The organism is Pseudomonas sp. MSSRFD41 (genome assembly GCF_014230245.1).
Taxonomy (GTDB): domain Bacteria; phylum Pseudomonadota; class Gammaproteobacteria; order Pseudomonadales; family Pseudomonadaceae; genus Aquipseudomonas; species Aquipseudomonas piscis.
In genome coordinates this window covers 113,536-136,136 of record NZ_JACKZK010000007.1, presented here as the reverse complement: position 1 = coordinate 136,136, position 22,601 = coordinate 113,536, and the positions used below count along the sequence as shown (strand labels likewise).

Genomic DNA, 22,601 nt, shown 5'->3' with positions numbered 1-22,601 from the left:
CATGCCCTGGAAAAACACCGAGGCGCGCTATAGCACCATGACAATCGCCCTGCACTGGCTGATGCTGGTCCTGCTGGCGGTGGTCTACGCCTGTATCGAATTTCGCGGCATCTTCCCCAAGGGCAGCGGTGGCCGCACCCTGATCACCGAGGCCCACTTCATGCTCGGCCTGACCGTGTTCGTCCTGGTCTGGCTGCGGTTGTTCGCCCGGGCCCAGGGCGTGGCGCCAAGGATCCAGCCCACGCCGCCACAGTGGCAGAGGCTGCTGGCGACGCTGATGCACTGGGCGCTGTACCTGTTCATGATCGCCATGCCGCTGCTGGGCTGGCTGACCACCAGCGCCAAGGGGCACCAGGTGATGTTCTATGGCCTGGACCTGCCATTGCTGCTGCATGAAGACAAAGCCCTGGCCAAACAGCTCCAGGGCTGGCACGAACTGCTGGGCACCCTGGGCTACTGGCTGATCGGCCTGCATGCCCTGGCCGGGCTGTATCACCACTACGTGATGCGCGACAACACCCTGCAGCGGATGTGGCACCAGCGCGGTCAGGCCTGACCGGCAAAGCCGCGGCGCCCCTGCAGGCCGCCGCTGTGGACGAAGATCAACCGGCAACCCGGGGCGAATCTTCCGGCCTGGACCTGCTCGTGCAGGGCCAGCAGGGCCTTGCCGGTGTACAGCGGCTCCAGCGGCAGGCCGCTGGCCTTTTCCGTCTGCTCGATGAACGCCTCCAGCACCCGGTCCACCTTGGCGAAGCCGCCACGGCTGGCGTCCAGCAAGGCATAACCTTCGAGCGCCCTGCCGGCTTCCCCCAGGATACCGGCGACTTGCTGCGGTACGCCGTGGTCCATCGGCACCGCCAGGGCACCCTGCACCGGGTGCGCCCCGGCCTCGGCCAGGACCAGCCCGGCCAGCGTGGTGCCAGTGCCGGCGGCCAGCCACCAGCCGTGATAATCGCTCCAGCCCAGGGCCGGCAGTTGCGAGCGCACCTGCTCCAGCAGCGGCACGCAGCCCAATGCTCCGGCCAGGCCGCCACCGCCCTCGGGTACCGGGTAAAGGTCGGGATACCGGGCCTGCCAGGGTGTCCAGAAACCCGCTTGATGGCGCGCCCGGTAGCCGCCGTAGCCGAGCCAGTGCAACTGCATGCCGAAGCGCTCCAGGTCGAGCACGGTCGGCGTGTCCTGGCGCTGCCCGCGCAGCAGCCCGACCGTGGCGAAGGCGAAACGCTGGCCGGCGGCGGCCAGGGCATGCAGGTGATTGGAATGGGCGCCGCCGAGGCTGATGATGCCCCGCGCGCCCTGGCGGCGCGCCGCCTGCAGGTGGTGGTTGAGCTTGAACCACTTGTTGCCGCTGATCAGCGGATCGATCAGGTCCAGGCGCAGCACCGCCACCTCGACCCCGGCCTGGTGCAGCCAATCCAGCTCCAGCCGCTGTAGCGGGGCCTGGGGCAAGTGATCGAAGGACTCGGCAAGGGGCATCGCTGGCGACTCGGCAGACAGGGGTGCGCATTCTAGCAACCCTGGACCAGATCGCCGTGCCCCAGCGACACAAGCTTCGTGTAACCGCTGCCGAAGGCTGCGCAAAGGACCGCAGGGCCTTCAGGGGCAAAGGGCAGGTGTGGGTGCAGGGATCGAGGATCGCCGTGCCCCTACGGGGCAGGTAAGACCTTCAGAGGCCAACGGGAAGGTGCAGGAATGGAAGATCGTCGTGCCCCTGCGGGGCATGCGCAGCCTTCGGCAGCGGCTACAGGGCCGCTGCCGGGGCAGGAGGGATCAGAGCTCGGCGGCCAGGCGCGAACCCTGGTTGATGGCGCGCTTGGCATCCAGCTCGGCCGCCACGTCGGCGCCACCGATCAGGTGCACGTTCTGCCCGGCGGCCACCAGGCCATCGTGCAATTCGCGCAGCGGGTCCTGGCCGGCGCAGATCACCACGTTGTCCACCGGCAGCACCTGGGGCTCGCCCGCTTCGCCAACGCGGATATGCAGGCCGGCGTCGTCGATCTTCAGGTACTCGACGCTGTTGAGCATCTGCACCTGCTTGTTCTTCAAGCCAGTGCGATGGATCCAGCCCGTGGTCTTGCCCAGGCCATCACCGACCTTGCTCTTCTTGCGCTGCAGCAGGAACACCTGGCGCGCCGGAGCATGGGGTTCGGCCTTGATCCCGGCGATGCCGCCGCGAGCCTGCAAGCGGGTGTCGATGCCCCACTCCTTCCAGAACGCCTCGCGATCCTGGCTGGTGGCTACGCCCTGGTGCACGAGGAACTCGGAGACGTCGAAGCCGATGCCGCCAGCACCGATCACCGCCACCTTCTGGCCCACCGGCTTGCGCTCGAGCAGCACGTCCAGGTAGCTCAGGACCTTGGCGTGTTCCACCCCGGGAATCGCCGGCACCCGTGGTGCGATGCCGGTGGCGAGGATGATTTCATCGAACCCGCCGGCCACCAGTTGCTCGACATCCACCCGGGTATCCAGGCACAACTCGACATGCGTGGTCTGCAATTTGCGCTTGAAGTAACGCAGGGTTTCGTAGAACTCCTCCTTGCCCGGCACACGCTTGGCGATATTGAACTGGCCGCCAATTTCGCTGGCCGAATCGAACAGGGTCACCTGGTGCCCACGCTCGGCGGCCACGGTGGCGGCGGACAAACCGGCCGGACCGGCACCGACCACGGCGATCTTCTTGATCTGCTGGACCGGCAGGTAATTGAGCTCGGTCTCGTGGCAGGCGCGGGGGTTGACCAGGCAACTGGTCAGCTTGCCGCCGAAGGTGTGGTCCAGGCACGCCTGGTTGCAGCCGATGCAGGTGTTGATCTCGTCGGCACGGCCGGCGGCAGCCTTGTTGACGAAGTCCGGATCGGCCAGGAACGGCCGGGCCATGGACACCATGTCGGCATCACCCTCGGCCAGGATCTGCTCCGCCACTTCCGGGGTATTGATGCGGTTGGTGGTGATCAGCGGGATGCCCACCGAACCCCGCAGCTTGGCCGTGACCTTGCTGAACGCGGCGCGCGGCACCTTGGTGGCGATGGTCGGGATGCGCGCTTCGTGCCAGCCGATACCGGTGTTGATGAGGGTGGCGCCGGCCTTCTCGATGGCCTGGGCCAGTTGCACGATCTCTTCCCAGGTGCTGCCGCCTTCCACCAGGTCGAGCATCGATAGGCGGAAGATGATGATGAAGTTCGGGCCTACCGCTTCACGCACCCGACGCACGATCTCCAGCGGCAGGCGCATGCGGTTCTCGTAGCTGCCACCCCAGCGGTCGGTACGGTGGTTGGTATGGGCGGCGAGGAACTGGTTGATGAAGTAGCCCTCGGACCCCATGATCTCGACGCCGTCGTATTCGGCCTTCTGGGCGAGGGTCGAGCAGGTGACGAAATCGCGGATCTGCTTCTCGATGCCCTCCTCGTCCAGCTCCTTGGGCTTGAACGGGTTGATCGGCGCCTGGATGGCGCTGGGCGCGACCTGCTTGGGGCTGTAGGCGTAACGTCCGGCGTGCAGGATCTGCATGCAGATCTTGCCACCGGCCTCGTGCACCGCGCGGGTCACGATCAGGTGCTTCTGCGCCTCTTCCTCGGTAGTCAGCTTGGCCGCTCCGGAATACACCCCACCTTCATCGTTGGGGCCGATGCCGCCGGTGACCATCAGGCCCACGCCGCCGCGGGCGCGCTCGGCAAAATACGCCGCCATGCGCTCGAAGCCGCCGGGCTTTTCTTCCAGGCCGGTGTGCATGGAGCCCATCAGGGTGCGGTTGCGCAGGGTGGTGAACCCCAGGTCGAGGGGGGCCAGCAAATGCGGGTACGGGGCAGCAGCCATGGCGTCACTCCAGATCGGGCTATCACGGTAGGTGCGGAAGCTCTGCGGCTCCCGTCGGTAGTGCGGCACAGACTAAAAGCACACCCGCTGTAGGCTCAATGACCGTAACTGACAAGTTATTGATCCAAACGCACAGCGACCCTTGGCAAGCGTCGGCTGTCGCCCTACCCTAGGCGGCGAATCCTGCACACGGTTGTCGACTGTTTTCCCATGCGCAAACTTCTGTACATCACCCTCGCCCTGGCCCTGGTCGCCGCCATCGGCAGCTATGGAGCCTGGACCCGCGATCGCCCGGGGGCGCACTACCTGTCGGACCTGCGCATCACGCTGGCGGTGGACCATGGCGCGCGCGCCGACCACGGCAACCTGCTGGCGATCCAGCCGGAGCTGTTTCCCACTGACTACCAAAGCAGCGCACGCCTGCACCGCAAGCTTGCGGCCTACCTGCAACAGGCTCGTGAGCGCGGCCTGGTGAATGCCAAGACCATCGTCGTGCTGCCCGAACATATCGGTACCTGGCTGATGGTCAGTGGCGAGAAGAACGAGCTGTACCAGGCCACCACCCTGAAGGAGGCCATGAACTGGCTGGCGGTGAGCAACCCGCTGCTGTTCGTCAAGGCCTTGGCCGCCGCCAAGGGCGCCAGCCGGCTGGACGACGCCCACCTGCGGATGAAAGCCCAGCAGATGGCCAGGGACTATCAGGAGCTCTTCGGCGGCCTGGCCCGGGAATTCCAGGTGACCCTGGTGGCCGGCTCCATCGTGCTCCCCGAACCCAGCGTCAACCAGGGCAGCCTGCTGGTGGGTACTGGCGCCCTGTACAACAGCGCCCTGGTGTTCGGCAGCGATGGCCAGCCCATTGGCCAGCCGCAGCGCCAGATCTACCCCAGCCTCTCCGAGAGCGGCTATATCCATGGCGATGTCGGCGCGGCGCCGCAGGTCTTCGACACTCCGGCCGGGCGTCTCGGGGTCCTGATCGGCAGCGATAGCTGGTATCCGGAGAACTACCGCAAGCTCGACGCACAGCAGGCACAGTTGGTGGCGGTGCCGGCCTTCATCATGGGCAAGGGCCGCTGGGAGCAACCCTGGCGCGGCGACCACAGTGCCGCACTTGCAGCCCTCGCGCCGAATACCAGCGAGGGCACGGCGTGGCAGCGCCTGACCCTCACCAGCCGCGCCTCCCAGAGCCTGGCCAGCGGTGGCGCCAGCGTCTTCCTGCGTGGCCAGTTCTGGGACCTGGGCACCAGCGGCCAGAGCTTCCTGAGCAGCGCAGGCCAGACCTTCGCCGACGATGGCAGCCGTGGCGCCCGCCTGCTGAACCTCTGGCTGTAGAGCCTTGAAAAGCGCACCGATGCGCCTGGGCGACCTGTCGGTGGGCTTCGTCCATAGTCTGGCGGATGCGGTCCGCAGCCATGGCCAGGACCCTGCTCCCCTGTTGGAGCAGTATGGACTGGACAGCGCGCGGCTGGCCGAAGCCGGGGCGCGCCTGTCGATTCCACGCTACATGCGCCTGGGCCACGGGGCGATCCAGCTCACCGGGGATCCGGCCCTGGGATTGCGCATGGGTCGCCTCAGCCGCCTGAGCCAGGCCGGCCTGGCCGGTGTCACCGCCGCCCAGGCGCCCACCGTGCGTGAAGCGGCACGCTGCCTGACGCGCTTCGAAGCCCTGTACGGCTCCAACTATCGCGGCCAGTCGAGCTTTTGCGAGGATACCGACGGCGCCTGGCTGCGCTTCTATTCCATCAGCCCGTACAACGCCTACAACCGTTTCGTGGTGGACTCGATCATCTCCGGCTGGTTGCAGCAGTTGTCCAACCTGGCCGGGAAAACGCTGCACGCGCAACGGATCGACATCGAATTCGAACAGCCCGACTACCACGAGGCCTATGCCCTGCTCGGCCCTACCACGGTGCACTTCGGCGCCGAGCGCAACCAACTGCGCCTGGACCAGGCCAGCCTGGCCTTGCGCAACCCCGAGCATTGCCCGAGCACCTGGCGCCACCTGTTGCTGTTGTGCGAAAGGGAACTGGAGCAACTGACCCGCACCCGCAGCCTGCGCGAACGCATCATTCAATTGCTCGGACCGTTGCTCAACGGTGGCCGGGAACCGGACCTGGAGGAAGTGGCGGCGCGCCTGAAGCTGCCGACCTGGACCTTGCGCCGCAAGCTGGCCGAGGAAGGTACGCAGTTCCGGGCGATTCTCAACGACACCCGGCGCGACCTGGCCATGACTTACATCCGCGACACCGAACTGGCGTTCGGCGAGATTGCCTATCTGTTGGGGTTCGCCTCAGCCGAGGCCTTTCAGCGGGCCTTCAAGCGCTGGAACGGCCAGACTCCGGGGGAGTTTCGCCGCAGCCACCGGCAGTTCGGCTAAAAAAAACCACCGGCTTTACAGCTCGGTGGCATCGTCTGCGGGTTCCAGAGGATCCAGCTCGAAAGCTTGATACTCCAGCAGCTCTTCTTGGTAATCGTCCATGGAGACTCCTTTTCCGTTGATTGAATGGACCTGCGCTCGTTTATCGCCAGGATCAGCATAAGTTGCCGGGATGACAGGAAAAATACTACCCCCCAAGTCAGGATTTCTGTCATTGAAACGTAACGGCCCATAAACAATTTAAACAGGCAACCGCTATCGCCCTGCCCGAACGGCGAACAGCGACCCTGTCGACAAGGGAAGCAGCAACTGTTGGACAAGCCAGGCCCTGGCGACCGGGTGCCGCGATGGCGGAACCGCCATCGCCATGGCACCTCAGCGCGGCAACGCCTGGATCGGCTCGGAAGGCGGTGGCAGCGTGCTGGCGGGAGGAGGAGTAATGACGGGCTCTGGAACGAGCACATCGCTTGCCGGCGCTGGCTCGCTTGCTGGAGCCGGCACTATCGGAGCCCCCTGCACCGGCGGCACCACCGGCTGCGACAGGCTCGGCTCAGGCTCGGCGACCGGGGTACTTGGGACCGCTGAGGGCACGACCGGCGGAGCCAATGATGCAGGCTGGGGCTCTGCCTTGGCCGGAAGCTGGGCCTGGCTGTCCGGCTTGTTCTCGGGAACCCCGAGATCGGCCTTGGGCTTGTCCTCGACATGGGTGGCTGCCTTGGTTTCCTCGGGCAGGAACAATTCCAACAGGGCAAAGTAGCGCTCATAGAACTTGGCGGATGACACCGTCTCGCTGGCCACCTTGACCATCGAATCGTCAGTGGAGCCGATGGGCATCGATACCGAGCCCAGGACCCCGACCCCGAGGCTCGCCGAGTTGTTCAGTTTCTTCAGGGCATAGCGGTCCTGCAGGGCGTTGGCGAACACCGTCGAGCGACGACCACCGGTCCCATCCTTGGCACAGACGATGTTGAAGCTGATTTCCAGGTGGGTCTCGCCGGTCTGCTGGAAGCTCTTGTGGCCACTGACCAGCTTCGGATCATTGCTGGTGATGATGTAGCCCTGGCTCAGCAGTGCGCGTCGCGCAGCCTCGCAAGATGCCGTCTCGCTGACCGGATAGTTGCGCGAGAACGTACCCGAATCGTCGAAGCTTTCATGCTCGTAGATGGCCGTCTTGTGCGATGAACAACCGGCGACCGCGGACAACAGCAATACCGCGGTTGCCGAGCGCAGGGGAAATGATCTAAACATCGAGAATCCTGAGGAAAACGCTTCGGCGCGTATTGTGCTACAGATCAGCGTCGCGCAGCTCGGCTAATTGATGGCGTTGATCTCACGCAAGGTTACTGACCACTGTTTACCGGAAAAAGTCGTTCGCTCAAATGTTCGATCAGCACTCGCAGCTTGGCAGCGGCGTGCCGGCTCGACGGCCACAGCAACCAGAAGGTGCCCTTGAACTCCAGGTACTCGTCGAGTACCACCTGCAGCTCTTGGCGCTCAATGGCGGAACGCACCATGAAGTCCGGCAAGCAGGCGATGCCCAGGCCGCTGCGGGCCGCTTGCTCCAGTGCTTCGATAGAGCTACTGGTCAAGCGAGTCGGCAGCAGCGGTTCAGGCTGGTGGAGCCGAGGCTTGAATGGCCAGGCCTCAAGCTTGCCGGTGTGATGGAAGATGTGCCGCAGGCAGGCGTGCCCATGCAACTCCTGGGGTGACTGGGGCAGTCCGCGGGCCTGGAAGTAGCCCGGGCTGCCCACCAGCACCATGCGAAAACGCCCCACCTGCCGGGCCAGCAAGCGTGAATCCTTGGGGTTGCCGGTGCGTACCACCAGATCGAAGCCCTCTTCCACGACGTCCACCATGCGGTCGGAAAGATCGACATCCAGCTCGATCTGCGGATAGCGCAACATGAACTCCGCCAGTACCGGCATCAACAGACTGTGGGCCTGGGGCGCGCTGATCCGCAGTTTGCCCACGGGGGCACTGGCCGAATCGCATAACTGGAATTGGGCCAGCTCGACCTCGGCGGCAATCCGGCGGCACCGCTCCAGCAACCCCGCCCCTTCGGCGGTAAGGCTGATACTGCGGGTGGTGCGATGAAAGAGGCGGGTTTCCAATCGCTCCTCCAAGCGCGCGATGCTTTTGCCCACAGCCGAGGACGACACCCCCAGAAGGCGCCCGGCCTCGGTGAAGCTGCGAGTCTCCGCCACCTGCATGAACACCGGGATACTGCCTAACCAATCCATTGCCAACTCCGGAATTAAGGACCTGGATGTCCGATAAGTTCGGAACCTTAGCCTATTTTTCCCCCATGGACAGCGCCCTACCCTGTATCTCCCTTTCAACCATGGAGCCTTCCATGAATCGCCCAGTGGATGCCTGCGAGCTGCTGCCCCCTGTTACTGAAACTTCTGAACGCCTTCCCGTCGGCGGCCTTCTGGCCCTGGCGAGCGCAGGTTTCATCACCCTGTTGACCGAAGCCATGCCGGCCGGATTACTGCCACAAATGAGCCAGGGCCTTGAGGTCTCGCCGCCTCTGATCGGGCAATTGGTCACCTTGTATGCCCTGGGCTCGTTGCTGGCGGCCATTCCGCTGGTGACCCTGACTCAAAGTTGGCGACGGCGCCCCCTGTTGCTGATCGCCGTTGGCGGGTTCGCCATCGTCAACAGCATTACCGCCCTTTCCAGCGACTACAGCCTGACCCTGGCCGCTCGCTTCTGTGCTGGAGTCTTCGCCGGTTTGCTCTGGGCCCTGCTCGCCGGCTACGCCAGTCGCATGGTGGCGCCTCACCTGCAGGGACGAGCGATCGCCATGGCCATGCTCGGTGCCCCTGTCGCGTTGTCCATCGGTATTCCGGCGGGAACCTTGCTCGGCAACATGGTGGGCTGGCGCATGAGTTTCGCCATCATGACGTTACTGACCCTCGGGCTGGTCGTCTGGGTACTCCGGCAGGTACCGGACTTCCCGGGGCTACGCCCCCAGAAACGCCTTCCCCTGCGCCGGGTACTGGCATTGCCGGGCGTCAGGCCGGTGTTGTTCGTGACCTTTACCTATGTATTGGGCCACAACATTCTCTACACCTACATTGCGCCCTTCCTTGGACCAGCCGGCCTTGGCGGACAGATCGAGCGTGTGCTGCTGGTGTTCGGCCTGGCCGCCCTGTTGAGTATCTGGGCGATCGGGTTGCTGATCGATCGCTGGCTAAGGGCACTGGTACTGGTCAGTTGCCTACTGTTCATCGCCTCGACCCTGCTGCTGGGGCTGCTTCCCCAGGGACCGACGACGATCTATGTCGCGACAGTGATCTGGGGGCTTTCGTTCGGAGGTATTCCCACCCTATTGCAAACCGCGCTGGCCAAATCTGCTGGTGAACATGCCGACGCCGCGCAGTCGATGCTGGTGACCTTGTGGAACCTGGCAATCGCCGGGGGCGGCCTGGGCGGCGCAGTGCTGCTCCAGGGGCCGGGGGTGACCAGCTTCCCCTGGGTGATCGGCGGCCTGCTGCTGACGGCCCTGCTGGTAGCGGTGGGTGCCAAGCGACAAGGGTTTGCGGCTTATCGCTAACCGCTCATGGATGGGGATCATCCACGCAAAAAAAGACCCCGGCTTTGAGGCCGGGGTCTTTTCAACACAGGGGAACAGGCATCAGTAGCGCTTGATATCCGCTTGGCTTTCCAGTTGCTTGCGGTAGGCCGCGAAGTCTTGCTGCCCTTGGCGCGAAGCCAGGAAGCGACGGTACTGGGCCTTCTCTTCCTCGGTCGGCGCCGTGGCTTCGTTGACCGCGTTGAGCTGCAGCACCAGCAGGTTGCCGTTAGGCAGGGTCACGCTGGTGAAGCTCGGCTTGTCCTTGGACTCAGGCTTGCTCATGCGGAACAGAGCCTGCAGTACGGTCGGATCGATACCGTCCTGGCCGCGGGTAACGGCTTTAGCGACTTTCCAGTCCTGGCCGTCCACGGGCTTGTTCAGCGCAACCTTGCCATCGCGCAGACTGGCGATCAGCTCTTCAGCCTTGGTCTTGGCCGCAGCGCTGGCGTGCTCCTTGGCCAATTGCGTGCGAATGGAACTGGCTACGCTCTCCAGGGGCAGTTGCTCGGGCTTGCGGTGCTCCTTGGCACGCAGTACCACGACGGTTTCCGGATCCAGTTCGATGGCGCCGCTGTTGGCCCCCTCGTCGAGGACTTCGGTACTGAAAGCCGCCTGGATGACGGCGCGGTTGGCCGCGATACCGTCGCCACCCTCACGGCCGAACGGCGCGGAGGTATGCACGGTGAGTTTCAGGTCCTGGGCCGGCTGGGCCAGGTCGGAGGCTTCGAACGACGAGTCTTCCAGCTGCTTGGTGGCATCGACGAAACGCTGTTCGACCTGTTGCGCCTTCAGCTCGCGGGTCAGCTTGTCCTTGAGGCTGGCGAAGCTCGGCACCTCAGGCGCCTCGACACCGAGCAGCTTGATCAGGTGGAAACCGAAATCGGTGCGTACCGGGGCGGAGACCTGGTCCTTGTTCAACGCGTACAGCGCTTTCTCGAAGGCTGGATCGTAGACGCCGGGACCTGCGTAACCCAGGTCACCACCGTTATTGGCCGAACCCGGATCCTGAGAGAACTCCTTGGCCAGCGCCTCGAACTTCTCGCCCTTGGCCAGGCGAGCCTGGATGTCTTCGATCTTGGCCTTGGCCTGGGCTTCGTCGACCTTGTCGTTGACCTCGATCAGGATATGCGCGGCACGGCGCTGCTCGGCCAGGTTGCCGATCTCTTTCTGATAAAGCGCCTGCAGGTCTTCGTCCTTGACACTGACTTGGTCGAAGAACGCGGCTTTCTTCAGCTCGATGTAATCGATCACCACTTGGTCAGGCGTCATGAACTCCTTGGCGTGCTGGTCGTAATAGGCCTTGACCTCGTCATCGGTCAGCTTGATGGCTGCCGGATCGGCCTTGACGGTCAGGGAAGCGAAGTCGCGGGTCTGTTTCTCCAGCCGGGCGAATGCCAGCACCTGGGCGTCGGTGACGAAACCGCTGCCAGCCAGGCCGGCACGGATCTGGCCGATGAGCATTTCCTGGCTGAGCATCTGCCGGAACTGCATGCGGCTATAACCCAGCTGGCGAATGACCTGATCGAAACGCTCGGGGCTGAACTTGCCTTCAACCTGGAATTCCGGTGTTTGCAGGATCACCTGGTCCAGGGCACCTTCGGAGAAAGCGAACTTGGAGTCCTGGGCACCTTGCAGCAGCAACTTGCGGTCGATCAACCCTTTCAGGGCCGCTTCACGCAGCATCTTCTCGTCGAGCAGGGAGGCATCGAAGTCCTTGCCCAATTGCTGCATCAGCTGGCGGCGTTGCATGTCGACGGCCTGGCTCAACTCGTTCTGAGTGATCTCCTCGCCGTTGACCTTGGCCGCATCCTGTTTATGGCTAGTCGCGTTGAAAATGGCATCGAAACCGGTCAACGCCATCAATGCGACGATGACCCCGATGATGGTTTTGGCAATCCAGCCTTGTGAATTGTCCCTGATATTCTGCAGCATGCGTCCCCCAGAAACGGCTGTACTTCTGTTCAAGCAACCGTGGAGCGTGGGTAGAGTCCGGATAGAAGAAAGGCGCATCCGAGGATGCGCCTTCTCGTAACTGGCGGAGCGGACAAGAGCTGAACCTGCGACTCTCGGCGTGAACCGGTAGCACCGGTCGACTGGCGCCCCGCTGCCAGATCAGGCATGACCCCGACCCGGATGGGCAAAGGCCCTGAAGAAACTTAGTTGACCGCTTCTTTCAGAGCTTTACCGGCTTTGAAACCTGGCTTTTTAGCAGCAGCGATTTCCAGAGTCTTGCCGGTCTGTGGGTTACGACCAACACGAGCTGGACGATCAGTTACCGAGAAAGTACCGAAACCAACCAGCACAACAGAGTCACCGGCCTTCAGAGCGCCAGTAACGGATTCGATCACTGCATCCAGCGCACGGCCAGCAGCAGCTTTCGGGAGATCAGCAGATGCAGCGATAGCATCAATCAGTTCCGACTTGTTCACTCTAAGTCCCCTTATATATCTATGAGTATGATTCTAAGTTTTTTGGTGAAAGCAAAAACGAGTGCTGAATGGCCTACAGGCATTTAAGAGCCGCTTTATAACAAGGGCTCTAAAAAGCTGTCAAGGAAGCCCCCCAGGCTAATGCGTACTAATGCGTGCTAATTCTTTCCTTAGAGTCAGACTCGCGTTTTTCGTCCTTTGCAACTATCTCGGGAGCCACATCCGGCAAGGGCTCCGGCGCGTATTGCAGCGCAATTTGCAGGACTTCGTCAATCCATTTAACTGGTTTGATCTGCAGATCCTGCTTGATATTGTCTGGAATTTCTTTCAAATCGCGAACGTTCTCTTCAGGAATGATCACGGTCTTGATTCCGCCCCGATGAGCCGCCAGTAGTTTCTCTTTCAAACCACCGATAGCCAATACCTGACCACGCAGAGTGATCTCGCCGGTCATCGCTACATCCGCTCGTACCGGAATACCGGTCAGGGCCGAAACCAATGCCGTGCACATGCCTATGCCCGCGCTCGGGCCGTCTTTCGGAGTCGCGCCTTCGGGCATGTGGATATGGGTATCGCGCTTCTCATGGAAATCCAGGGGAATGCCCAGGCTCTTGGCGCGGCTGCGAACTACGGTCTGCGCGGCGGTGATCGACTCGACCATGACATCGCCCAGGGAACCGGTCTTGATCAGTTGCCCCTTGCCCGGCACCACGGCCGCCTCGATGGTCAACAGCTCACCCCCCACCTGGGTCCACGCCAGGCCGGTCACCTGGCCGATCTGGTCCTGCTGCTCGGCCAGGCCGTAGCGGAATTTGCGCACGCCCAGGAAATGCTCCAGCAGGTCGGAAGTGACCTTCACCGAGAAGCGTTTTTCCAACGCATGCTCCTTCACCGCCTTGCGGCAGACCTTGGCGATCTGGCGCTCCAGGCCGCGCACACCTGCCTCGCGAGTGTAGTAGCGGATGATGTCGCGGATCGCCGCCGGGTCGAATTCCAGCTCGCCCTTCTTCAGGCCATTGGCCTGGACCTGCTTGGGCGCAAGGTACTTGACCGCGATGTTGATCTTCTCGTCCTCGGTGTACCCGGGCAGGCGGATCACTTCCATCCGGTCCAGCAGGGCTGGCGGAATGTTCATCGAGTTGGAGGTGCAGAGGAACATCACATCGGACAGGTCGTAGTCGACCTCCAGATAGTGATCGTTGAAGTTGTGGTTCTGCTCGGGGTCCAGCACCTCAAGCAGGGCCGAGGCTGGATCGCCGCGCATGTCGCTGCCCATCTTGTCGATTTCATCGAGCAGGAACAGCGGGTTGCGCACGCCAACCTTGGTCATCTTTTGAATCAATCTTCCCGGCATCGAACCGATGTAGGTCCGCCGGTGCCCACGAATTTCCGCTTCGTCACGCACACCACCCAGGGCCATGCGCACGAACTTGCGGTTGGTGGCATTGGCGATCGATTCCGCCAGGGAGGTCTTGCCGACCCCGGGCGGGCCCACCAGGCACAGAACCGGGCCGCGAATCTTCTTCACGCGCTTCTGCACGGCGAGGTATTCGAGGATCCGTTCCTTGACCTCTTCCAGGCCGTAGTGGTCGGCATCGAGGATGTCCTCGGCGCGCGCCAGGTCCAGGCGTACCTTGCTCTGGGCCTTCCAAGGCACCTGCACCAGCCAGTCGATGTAGGAGCGAACCACGGTGGCCTCGGCGGACATCGGCGACATCTGCTTGAGCTTGTTCAGCTCGGCCTGGGCCTTGGCCATGGCGTCCTTCGGCAGCCCGGCGGCATCGATGCGCTTCTTCAGTTCTTCGATTTCGTTGTGACCTTCGTCACCATCGCCCAGCTCTTTCTGAATGGCCTTCATCTGCTCATTCAGGTAGTACTCGCGCTGGCTGCGCTCCATCTGCTTCTTGACGCGACCACGGATGCGTTTTTCCACTTGCAGCAGATCGATCTCGGCATCCAGCAGGGCCAGGACATGCTCGACCCGTGCGGACAGGTCGATGATCTCGAGGATTTCCTGCTTCTGCTCGATCTTCAGCGCCATGTGCGCCGCCATGGTATCCACCAGGCGACTGGGCTCATCGATACTATTGAGGGAAGAAAGAACTTCGGCAGGGACCTTCTTGCCCAGCTGTACATATTGCTCGAACTGAGACAGCAAGCTGCGAACGAAAACTTCCGACTCGCGGTCGGGAGCTTCGACCTCATCAATCAGGGCGACTTCGGCACGGCAGTGGCCGTCCACTTCGCTGAAGCGCTCGACAGCGCCGCGCTGCTCGCCCTCGACAAGCACCTTGACAGTGCCATCGGGCAGCTTGAGCAACTGCAACACAGTCGCAATGGTACCTACGCGATAGAGTGCATCCTCACCGGGATCGTCATCAGCAGGGTTTCTCTGTGCCAGCAGCAGAATCTGCTTGTCGCCCGTCATCGCTGCCTCAAGGGCTTCGATCGACTTCTCGCGCCCCACGAACAGCGGGATAACCATGTGCGGATAAACTACGACATCACGCAATGGCAGGAGAGGCAATTCGATGGTTGTCTTCATGATTTCGCCTCTACGGCGGCCATACGGCCGTAAACAGGTGGAAGTAAACGTGAAACCAAGATGGGGGCTGCCTGAAAAAAAAACAAGCTCAAAGACAGCGTTTCAAAGACGCTAAAAACAAAGGGGCCCGAAGGCCCCTTCTTTCACTCGAACAGCCCGAAGCTTACGCGTCGGGAGCCGCCTTGGCAGTCGGCTCACTGTTTTCATAAATGAACAGTGGCTGGGACTTGCCTTCAATAACGCTTTCGTCGATCACTACTTTACTCACCTCGGACTGCGAGGGGATCTCGTACATAGTGTCGAGCAGCACGCCTTCGAGAATCGAGCGCAGCCCACGGGCGCCAGTCTTGCGCTCCAACGCCCGCTTGGCGACGGCCTTCAGTGCGTCCGTGCGGAACTCCAGGTCGACACCTTCCATCTCGAACAGCTTGCCGTACTGCTTGGTCAAGGCGTTCTTCGGTTCGGTGAGGATCTGGATCAGCGCAGCCTCATCCAGCTCGTCCAGGGTTGCCAGAACCGGCAGACGACCGACGAACTCTGGAATCAGGCCAAACTTGACCAGATCGTCAGGCTCGACTTCACGCAGGGACTCGCCAACCTTCTTGCCCTCTTCCTTGCTGCGGACTTCGGCATTGAAGCCGATGCCACCGCGAGTGGAGCGATTCTGGATGACCTTCTCCAGGCCGGAGAACGCACCGCCACAGATGAACAGGATGTTGCGGGTGTCGACCTGCAGGAACTCCTGCTGGGGATGCTTGCGGCCACCTTGAGGTGGAACCGAGGCGACCGTGCCTTCGATCAGCTTCAACAATGCCTGCTGCACGCCTTCGCCGGAAACGTCCCGGGTAATCGAAGGGTTGTCGGACTTGCGGGAAATCTTGTCGATTTCATCGATGTAGACAATGCCCATCTGGGCTTTTTCCACATCGTAGTCGCACTTCTGCAGCAGCTTCTGAATGATGTTCTCGACGTCCTCACCCACGTAACCGGCTTCGGTCAGGGTGGTCGCGTCGGCAATGGTGAAAGGCACGTTCAACAGGCGCGCCAAGGTTTCGGCCAACAGTGTTTTACCCGAACCTGTAGGGCCGATCAGCAAAATGTTGCTCTTGCCGAGTTCGACATCGTCACTTTTCTTGTCACGCTGGTTCAGACGCTTGTAGTGGTTGTACACCGCTACCGCCAGAACCTTCTTCGCACGCTCCTGACCAATCACATACTGATCAAGGATGCCGCTGATTTCTTTAGGCGAAGGCAATTTGTGCGCGCTGCTCTCAGCCTGTGCTTCCTGCACCTCCTCACGGATGATGTCATTGCACAGGTCGACGCACTCGTCGCAGATAAAGACCGAGGGGCCGGCAATCAATTTGCGCACTTCATGCTGGCTTTTGCCACAGAAGGAGCAATAAAGCAGTTTGCCGTTGTCCTCGCCGTTGCGGGTGTCAGTCATTCGATCGATCCAAATCCGATAGGCTTGCAACACAAGATGAAGGCAATTGCGGGCTTTTTCAAGTCCGCAGGCGACCGGTCAAACCAGTCGCCTCCATTCAAGTTGCTTAGGCGGGCATTTGACGCTTGTTGATCACGGAGTCGATCAGGCCGTACTCCGCAGCGCGCTCGGCGCTCATGAAGTTATCGCGCTCGGTATCACGCTCAATCGTTTCCAGGCTCTGGCCAGTGTGATGGGCCAGCAGCGAGTTCAGTCGCGAACGGATGTGCAGGATTTCCTTGGCATGGATGTCGATATCCGACGCCTGGCCTTGGAAACCGCCGAGCGGCTGGTGGATCATCATGCGCGAGTTCGGCAGGCAGTGGCGCTTGCCAGCCGCACCACCTGCAAGCAGGAATGCACCCATGCTGCATGCCTGGCCGATGCAAATAGTGGAAACGTCAGGCTTGATGAACTGCATGGTGTCGTAGATCGACATGCCGGCGGTCACCGAACCACCTGGCGAGTTGATGTACAGATGGATGTCCTTGTCCGGGTTTTCGGCTTCAAGGAAAAGCAGCTGCGCCGCAACCAGGTTGGCCATGTAGTCTTCTACCGGGCCGATCAGGAAGATCACCCGCTCCTTGAGGAGGCGCGAGTAGATGTCGTAGGCGCGCTCGCCACGGGCGGACTGCTCGATAACCATCGGGACCAGACCACCTGCGGCCTGAATGTCAGAGCTCTGCTGATAATAAGAATTGCGGGACATGTCCTGCAGTTACTCCCAAATAGTCATGTCTTGAATACGCATAAGCCAGCACGAAGGCTGGCTTATGGTGTGTGCTTCGAACGATAAAGAAGATTAGTCGGCTTGAGGTGCTTCTACCGGCTTGACCGCTTCTTCGTAAGAGACCGATTTGTCGGTCACGCTAGCTTTCTGCAGAACAGTATCCACAACTTGTTCTTCCAGCACAACCGAACGAACTTCGTTCAGTTGCTGCTCGTTCTTGTAGTACCAGGACACGACTTGCTCTGGTTCCTGGTAGGCAGAAGCCATTTCCTGGATCAGTTCACGAACGCGTGCTTCGTCAGGCTTGAGGTCGAATTGCTTGACCACTTCAGCAACGATCAGACCCAGTACTACGCGGCGCTTGGCTTGTTCTTCGAACAGCTCGGCTGGCAGTTGATCAGGCTTGATATTGCCACCGAACTGCTGAACAGCCTGAACGCGCAGACGGTTGACTTCGTTATCCAGCAGAGCCTTCGGTACTTCGATCGGGTTGGCGGCCAGCAGACCATCCATGACCTGGTTCTTCACCTTTGACTTGATGGCCTGACGCAGTTCACGCTCCATGTTCTTGCGAACTTCGGCACGGAAACCATCCAGGCCAGCTTCCTTGATACCGAATTGCGCGAAGAACTCTTCAGTCAGTTCAGGCAGCTTGGGTTCGGAAACGCTGTTGACGGTAACGGTGAACTCGGCAGCCTTATTGGCCAGGTCCAGGTTCTGGTAGTTCTCGGGGAAGGTCAGATTCAGAACGCGCTCTTCACCAGCCTTGGCGCCAACCAGGCCATCTTCGAAGCCCGGGATCATGCGGCCGGAACCCAATACCAGCTGGGTGCCCTTGGCCGAACCGCCAGCGAAAGCTTCGCCGTCGATCTTGCCAACAAAATCGATGTTCAGCTGGTCATCGTTCTGGGCAGCGCGGTCGGCCACTTCGAAACGAACGTTTTGCTTGCGCAGGATTTCTAGCATCTTGTCCAGATCGGCATCAGCCACTTCGGCGCTCAGGCGCTCGACAGAGATACCTTCGAAACCGGCAACGGTGAACTCAGGGAAAACTTCGAAAGTGGCGACGTATTCCAGGTCCTTGCCTTTTTCCAGCACCTTAGGCTCGACCGAAGGAGCGCCAGCCGGGTTCAGCTTCTGCTCGACAACGGCCTCATAAAAGGAAGCCTGGATCACATCACCTACTGCTTCTTGACGTGCATCAGCCTCATAACGCTGGCGAATCACGCTCATTGGAACCTTGCCAGGACGGAAGCCTGGGATTTTGGCCTTTTGGGCAGTCTGCTGCAGACGCTTGTTGACCTGGCTCTCGATGCGCTCAGCCGGCACGGTGATGCTCATGCGGCGCTCAAGAGCAGAAGTATTTTCAACAGAAACTTGCATGGATATTCCTCGTTGCACAGACGATTAGCCGGCCGTTTTCCGACCCCAGAATCAAGGGCATGCATTCTAGTGGGTCGAACTCAAGAAGTCACCCTACTGAAAACGGGTAAAAAGCGGCCAGCAATGTGAAGACGGGGACAAAGGTTCCAGCCCCGCCATGAGAGCAAATACTACGAACCGAACCAGGGCCTCAGCATCAGCCCCTCTATATATAGAAGGAACCTGAACGAGCCCCTCGAACGTACCAGCCAACAGCAGCCATTCGCCGAGAAAGCTGACGAATACAGCACGGGCATTTCACCACCTGGCGTGCCGCGCGCACGGGACGCACCAAGACCGGAAACGAAAACGGCGCAGACCTTTTCAGGTACTGCGCCGTCATCTGCTATTAACTAGCTACTTTATTGGTGCGGACGAAGAGACTCGAACTCTTACACCTTGCGGCGCTGGAACCTAAATCCAGTGTGTCTACCAATTCCACCACGTCCGCGTAACAGACTTTTAAAGCAAAGGCGCCAGACTATTAATCTGGCGCCTTTTCGAATATGGGGTGGACGATGGGGATCGAACCCACGACAACAGGAGTCACAATCCTGTGCTCTACCAACTGAGCTACGCCCACCATATTGCGTTACTTGTGCCAAAGCTGCCTAATGGCGCACCCGGCAGGACTCGAACCTGCGACCATCCGCTTAGAAGGCGGATGCTCTATCCAGCTGAGCTACGGGCGCCTTATTAATCTGTACTCTTAGATGACTACAAACTAATTGCTTCAGTCGTTACGAGTTTAACTTCAACTCTGCCCGACCTTCTTAACCAGTGCTAGGCTGTGCCCGACAAGTGCGACGAATGTTATAGACGAGCCGTTAGGTCGTCAACTCTTTTTTAAAAAAAATTCATTTAATTAAAGGAGTTAGGGCAATTCACGGACCAAGCGCCTTTGCCCTCTCGTTCCGACATGCGAGAATGTGTTCCCATTTTCTCTCCCTCTCGATGGTTAATCACGCGTCATGACTGCACAACTAATCGACGGCAAAGCGATCGCCGCTAGCCTGCGCCAGCAGATCGCCAAGCGTGTCGCCGAGCGTCGCCAGCAAGGCCTGCGTACTCCTGGTCTTGCGGTGATTCTGGTCGGCAGCGACCCGGCCTCCCAGGTCTATGTCTCGCACAAGCGTAAAGACTGCGAAGAGGTAGGCTTCCTTTCCCAAGCCTACGATCTACCGGCCGATACCACCCAAGAGGCCCTGGCCGGCCTGATCGACCGCCTCAACGATGACCCGAATATCGATGGCGTCCTGCTGCAACTGCCTCTGCCGGAGCATCTGGACTCTTCTCTGTTGCTGGAGCGCATCCGCCCGGACAAGGACGTGGATGGCTTCCATCCTTATAACGTCGGTCGCCTGGCCCAGCGTATCCCGCTGCTGCGCCCCTGCACCCCCAAGGGCATCATGACCCTGCTGGAGAGCACCGGTGCCGACCTGTACGGCATGGATGCGGTCGTCGTAGGCGCATCCAACATCGTCGGCCGCCCCATGGCCATGGAGTTGCTGCTGGCCGGCTGCACCGTGACCGTGACCCATCGCTTCACCAAGGACCTGGCCGGCCATGTCAGCCGTGCCGACCTGGTAGTCGTGGCCGCCGGCAAGCCGGGCCTGGTCAAGGGCGAATGGATCAAGGAAGGCGCGATCGTCATCGACGTCGGCATCAACCGCCAGGAAGACGGCAAGCTGGTGGGCGACGTGGTGTATGACACCGCCCTGCCCCGTGCCGGCTGGATTACGCCGGTGCCAGGTGGCGTAGGCCCCATGACCCGCGCCTGCCTGCTGGAAAATACCCTGTACGCCGCCGAAACGCTGCACAGCTGAGCGCCCTTGCGCACACAAAAGCCCGCCATCGGCGGGCTTTCTTTATTCTGTAACACCCCAGTATTTACCTCCCCTTATCGCTGGCGACTTCTGGCCCGGCGCCTGCCATGCGAACCAGACCGACCATGCACTACCGTTCAGGAAAAAATCGGTTTTTTTCTTGGTTTTGAAGGGCTTTCACCTGACTGCTGAAGAGCAATCGACAGTTCTTCAGCCATACTCATAGAATGTAACGTTTTTCCAAGAAAGCCCGTTGCAAGACGGCATATCCATCCTATCGAGTCCACCAGCGTGAAAATTCGTCTCTCCATCCTCAGCTTGTTGTTTGCTGTGTCCGGTACCCTGGTCGCGCAGAGCGTCGACGCCGCCGAAACCACCGCGGCGCCAAGAGACACTTCACAATTGCACATCGCCTCCGGCAGCGCCCTGCTGCTCGACCTGCAGACCAACAAAGTCATCTATTCCAGCAACCCGGACGTCGTGGTGCCCATCGCCTCGGTCACCAAGCTCATGACCGCCATGGTGGTGCTGGACGCCAAGCAGCCCATGAACGAATACATTTCCGTCAATATCAGCGACACCCCGGAAATGAAAGGCGTGTTCTCCCGAGTCAAGCTCAATAGCGAGCTCAGCCGCCATGAAATGCTCCTGATCACCCTGATGTCCTCGGAAAACCGCGCCGCCGCCAGCCTGGCCCACCACTACCCGGGTGGCTACGCCGCCTTCATCGCCGCGATGAACGCCAAGGCCAAGTCCCTGGGCATGACCCACACCCGCTACGTGGAGCCCACCGGCCTGTCGATCCATAACGTGTCCACCGCCCGCGACCTGAGCAAGCTGCTGCTGGCCGCACGCAAATATCCGATGCTCAGCGAACTGAGCACCACCAAGGAAAAGACCGTGGCATTCCGCAAGCCCAACTACACCCTGGGCTTTCGCAATACCGACCATTTGGTGAACAAGGAAAAATGGGACATCAAGATCACCAAGACCGGCTTCACCAACGAGGCCGGTCATTGCCTGGTGCTGGTGACCAGCATGGGCAATCGTCCGGTGGCCCTGGTGATTCTCGATGCCTTCGGCAAGTACACCCACTTCGCCGATGCCAGCCGGATCCGCAACTGGGTAGAGACCGGCAAGAGCGGCTCGGTGCCGGATGTGGCCCTGCGCTACAAGGCCGAGAAGAACCTCAAGAGCCGGCAGGTGGGAGCCACCCAGGCCTCCCACTGATCCGCAGCCCTCTCTTGCAACAACGGCGCCTTCGGGCGCCGTTGTCGTTATTACAGGTTCAACGTTTGTCGAGGGCCTTGCCGGCCCTGGCAGCTGCCTGCTCCTGGCCAGCCTGGGCCAGCTCATTGACCGCCTTCAGCCAACGCTGGCGATCGACACCCGCCGGCAGTTGCTCGGGAGCCTGGATCAGCACCGCGAAGCTACCGGCATCCTTCCAGGCCGACTCGAACTCGCCGAATTCCATCAACTGCCGACGCAACTTGGCCCCCCGCAGCAGCACCGTCTGCTTATCCTGGTTGTAACCCGCCAGCACCGCATAGCGCGGTTCGCTCCAGAATGCCTTGCCTTCGGTGAAGCGCACCAGTACCGGATAACCGGCGGCCACCTGGGTCAGCAAGGCCGCCAGGTTATCGTCCAGGGGATAGACCACCATGCCGTATTCCCGGGCCAGGTTCTGCATGTTCTGCTGCAACTGGGCCTCGGCTCCCGGCAAATGCAGGGGCTTGTCCAGCAACCCTGGGGTGATCACGATGCCCTGCTGCGACAGCATGCTGGCCAACGCCCCTGGTCCGCTCTGGTACATCTCGCCACGGAAGAACGGCACGCTGCTCAGTTCCACCCGCTCAGGCAAGCGCTTGAGCTGCGGCGGCACACTGCCGGCACAACCGACCAGGCCCAAGACACAGGCGCTGGCCAGCAGCGCCGCTCGAAATCGAGGAAATACCCGCACCATCATCGCTCTCTATATATCTGCTGCCGGGCGACCCGCTCCCGGCTGGGGCCCTGATCATAGGGCTCTCGCGAGCAGGGGTATAGCGCCGGGGGGCAGTTAATTTAAAACCATAGAGCGAAGTGTTCGAAGACGCTCGACTATTGGTCAATAGCTTGAAACACAGAGCCTACTAGACTGTCGATTAGTAAGAGTGTGTGCCCCACAAGGGCACGAAAGGAGGCACTTATGAGCCTGACGACAACGATCCTGATGCTGGTCCTGGGCTGGCTGGCCGTAGCCGGCGCCATGCTCTGGGGCGTGTTGCGCATCACCCGGCGCCATCACCATTCACGGCAACCCGCCGCCGCCCCCGTGCAAAAGGCCGATCGCCGCCCCGCCACTGTCCATTGACTGACCCCAAGTCCAGAAACCAAGCGGCCGCCCGACTCCAGGGAGT

General features: G+C 61.1%; 18 protein-coding genes and 3 tRNA genes. 7 read left to right on the top strand and 14 right to left on the bottom strand.

Going from position 1 to position 22,601, the window contains the following annotated elements:
* The first annotated feature begins 1 nt into the window (after position 1).
* On the top strand, positions 2-556 hold the full coding sequence (locus H7A76_RS13550; RefSeq protein ID WP_185698958.1) for a cytochrome b: 555 nt from the start codon (positions 2-4) through the stop codon (positions 554-556).
* Here H7A76_RS13550 and H7A76_RS13545 read toward each other — a convergent pair.
* Positions 547-1,476, bottom strand: a complete 930-nt coding sequence (locus H7A76_RS13545; protein ID WP_185698957.1) for a 1-aminocyclopropane-1-carboxylate deaminase/D-cysteine desulfhydrase — start codon at positions 1,474-1,476, stop codon at positions 547-549. The genes H7A76_RS13550 and H7A76_RS13545 overlap by 10 nt on opposite strands.
* A gap of 294 nt (positions 1,477-1,770) precedes the next feature.
* Positions 1,771-3,810 (bottom strand): FAD-dependent oxidoreductase, encoded by a 2,040-nt coding sequence (locus H7A76_RS13540; RefSeq protein ID WP_185698956.1) that lies wholly within the window; start codon positions 3,808-3,810, stop codon positions 1,771-1,773.
* 210 nt (positions 3,811-4,020) lie between these two features.
* On the opposite strand from H7A76_RS13540, the gene H7A76_RS13535 reads away from it, so the two are divergent.
* Both H7A76_RS13535 and H7A76_RS13530 read left to right on the top strand, forming a co-directional pair.
* Positions 4,021-5,139 carry a carbon-nitrogen hydrolase family protein gene (locus H7A76_RS13535; protein ID WP_185698955.1) on the top strand — a complete coding sequence of 373 codons (1,119 nt, stop codon included), beginning with the start codon at positions 4,021-4,023 and terminating at the stop codon, positions 5,137-5,139.
* 4 nt (positions 5,140-5,143) lie between these two features.
* A complete protein-coding gene (locus tag H7A76_RS13530) occupies positions 5,144-6,184 on the top strand; it encodes an AraC family transcriptional regulator (RefSeq protein ID WP_185698954.1) in 1,041 nt (346 codons plus the stop codon).
* A gap of 375 nt (positions 6,185-6,559) precedes the next feature.
* On the opposite strand, the gene H7A76_RS13525 is transcribed toward H7A76_RS13530, so the two are convergent.
* Positions 6,560-7,432, bottom strand: coding sequence for a DUF2242 domain-containing protein (locus H7A76_RS13525; protein ID WP_185698953.1), 873 nt, complete (start codon positions 7,430-7,432; stop codon positions 6,560-6,562).
* Between the two features lie 92 nt (positions 7,433-7,524).
* Positions 7,525-8,424 carry a LysR family transcriptional regulator gene (locus H7A76_RS13520; protein WP_185698952.1) on the bottom strand — a complete coding sequence of 300 codons (900 nt, stop codon included), beginning with the start codon at positions 8,422-8,424 and terminating at the stop codon, positions 7,525-7,527.
* A 113-nt stretch (positions 8,425-8,537) separates the two neighbouring features.
* Between H7A76_RS13520 and H7A76_RS13515 the strand changes: the two genes are divergently transcribed.
* A complete protein-coding gene (locus H7A76_RS13515; RefSeq protein ID WP_185698951.1) occupies positions 8,538-9,743 on the top strand; it encodes an MFS transporter in 1,206 nt (401 codons plus the stop codon).
* A gap of 81 nt (positions 9,744-9,824) precedes the next feature.
* Here the strand turns inward: H7A76_RS13515 and H7A76_RS13510 are convergent, their stop codons facing one another.
* The 9 genes from H7A76_RS13510 to H7A76_RS13470 form a co-directional block, all read right to left on the bottom strand.
* Positions 9,825-11,696, bottom strand: coding sequence for a SurA N-terminal domain-containing protein (locus H7A76_RS13510; protein WP_185698950.1), 1,872 nt, complete (start codon positions 11,694-11,696; stop codon positions 9,825-9,827).
* Positions 11,697-11,920: 224 nt separating this feature from the next.
* Positions 11,921-12,193, bottom strand: coding sequence for an HU family DNA-binding protein (locus tag H7A76_RS13505; RefSeq protein ID WP_022639715.1), 273 nt, complete (start codon positions 12,191-12,193; stop codon positions 11,921-11,923).
* Between the two features lie 148 nt (positions 12,194-12,341).
* Positions 12,342-14,738, bottom strand: coding sequence for an endopeptidase La (lon, locus tag H7A76_RS13500; RefSeq protein WP_185698949.1), 2,397 nt, complete (start codon positions 14,736-14,738; stop codon positions 12,342-12,344).
* A 163-nt stretch (positions 14,739-14,901) separates the two neighbouring features.
* Positions 14,902-16,185 carry an ATP-dependent Clp protease ATP-binding subunit ClpX gene (gene clpX, locus H7A76_RS13495; protein ID WP_185698948.1) on the bottom strand — a complete coding sequence of 428 codons (1,284 nt, stop codon included), beginning with the start codon at positions 16,183-16,185 and terminating at the stop codon, positions 14,902-14,904.
* A gap of 106 nt (positions 16,186-16,291) precedes the next feature.
* Complete coding sequence (gene clpP / locus H7A76_RS13490; protein ID WP_016965272.1) at positions 16,292-16,933, bottom strand: ATP-dependent Clp endopeptidase proteolytic subunit ClpP; 642 nt, start codon at positions 16,931-16,933, stop codon at positions 16,292-16,294.
* Positions 16,934-17,026: 93 nt separating this feature from the next.
* On the bottom strand, positions 17,027-18,337 hold the full coding sequence (tig, locus tag H7A76_RS13485; RefSeq protein ID WP_185698947.1) for a trigger factor: 1,311 nt from the start codon (positions 18,335-18,337) through the stop codon (positions 17,027-17,029).
* Positions 18,338-18,742: 405 nt separating this feature from the next.
* Positions 18,743-18,827, bottom strand: a tRNA-Leu gene (locus H7A76_RS13480).
* Positions 18,828-18,883: 56 nt separating this feature from the next.
* A tRNA-His gene (locus H7A76_RS13475) sits at positions 18,884-18,959 on the bottom strand.
* A gap of 32 nt (positions 18,960-18,991) precedes the next feature.
* Positions 18,992-19,068 (bottom strand) — tRNA-Arg (locus H7A76_RS13470).
* 279 nt (positions 19,069-19,347) lie between these two features.
* Between H7A76_RS13470 and folD the strand changes: the two genes are divergently transcribed.
* Positions 19,348-20,202 (top strand): bifunctional methylenetetrahydrofolate dehydrogenase/methenyltetrahydrofolate cyclohydrolase FolD, encoded by an 855-nt coding sequence (folD, locus tag H7A76_RS13465; protein WP_185698946.1) that lies wholly within the window; start codon positions 19,348-19,350, stop codon positions 20,200-20,202.
* A gap of 291 nt (positions 20,203-20,493) precedes the next feature.
* Positions 20,494-21,432, top strand: coding sequence for a D-alanyl-D-alanine endopeptidase (gene pbpG, locus H7A76_RS13460; RefSeq protein WP_185698945.1), 939 nt, complete (start codon positions 20,494-20,496; stop codon positions 21,430-21,432).
* A gap of 58 nt (positions 21,433-21,490) precedes the next feature.
* On the opposite strand, the gene H7A76_RS13455 is transcribed toward pbpG, so the two are convergent.
* The gene (locus tag H7A76_RS13455; protein WP_260497969.1) at positions 21,491-22,165 is read right to left on the bottom strand and encodes a peptidase C39 family protein; all 675 of its coding nucleotides are present in this window, start codon (positions 22,163-22,165) and stop codon (positions 21,491-21,493) included.
* A 225-nt stretch (positions 22,166-22,390) separates the two neighbouring features.
* On the opposite strand from H7A76_RS13455, the gene H7A76_RS13450 reads away from it, so the two are divergent.
* A complete protein-coding gene (locus H7A76_RS13450) occupies positions 22,391-22,555 on the top strand; it encodes a hypothetical protein (RefSeq protein WP_185698943.1) in 165 nt (54 codons plus the stop codon).
* Positions 22,556-22,601: the final 46 nt, after the last annotated feature.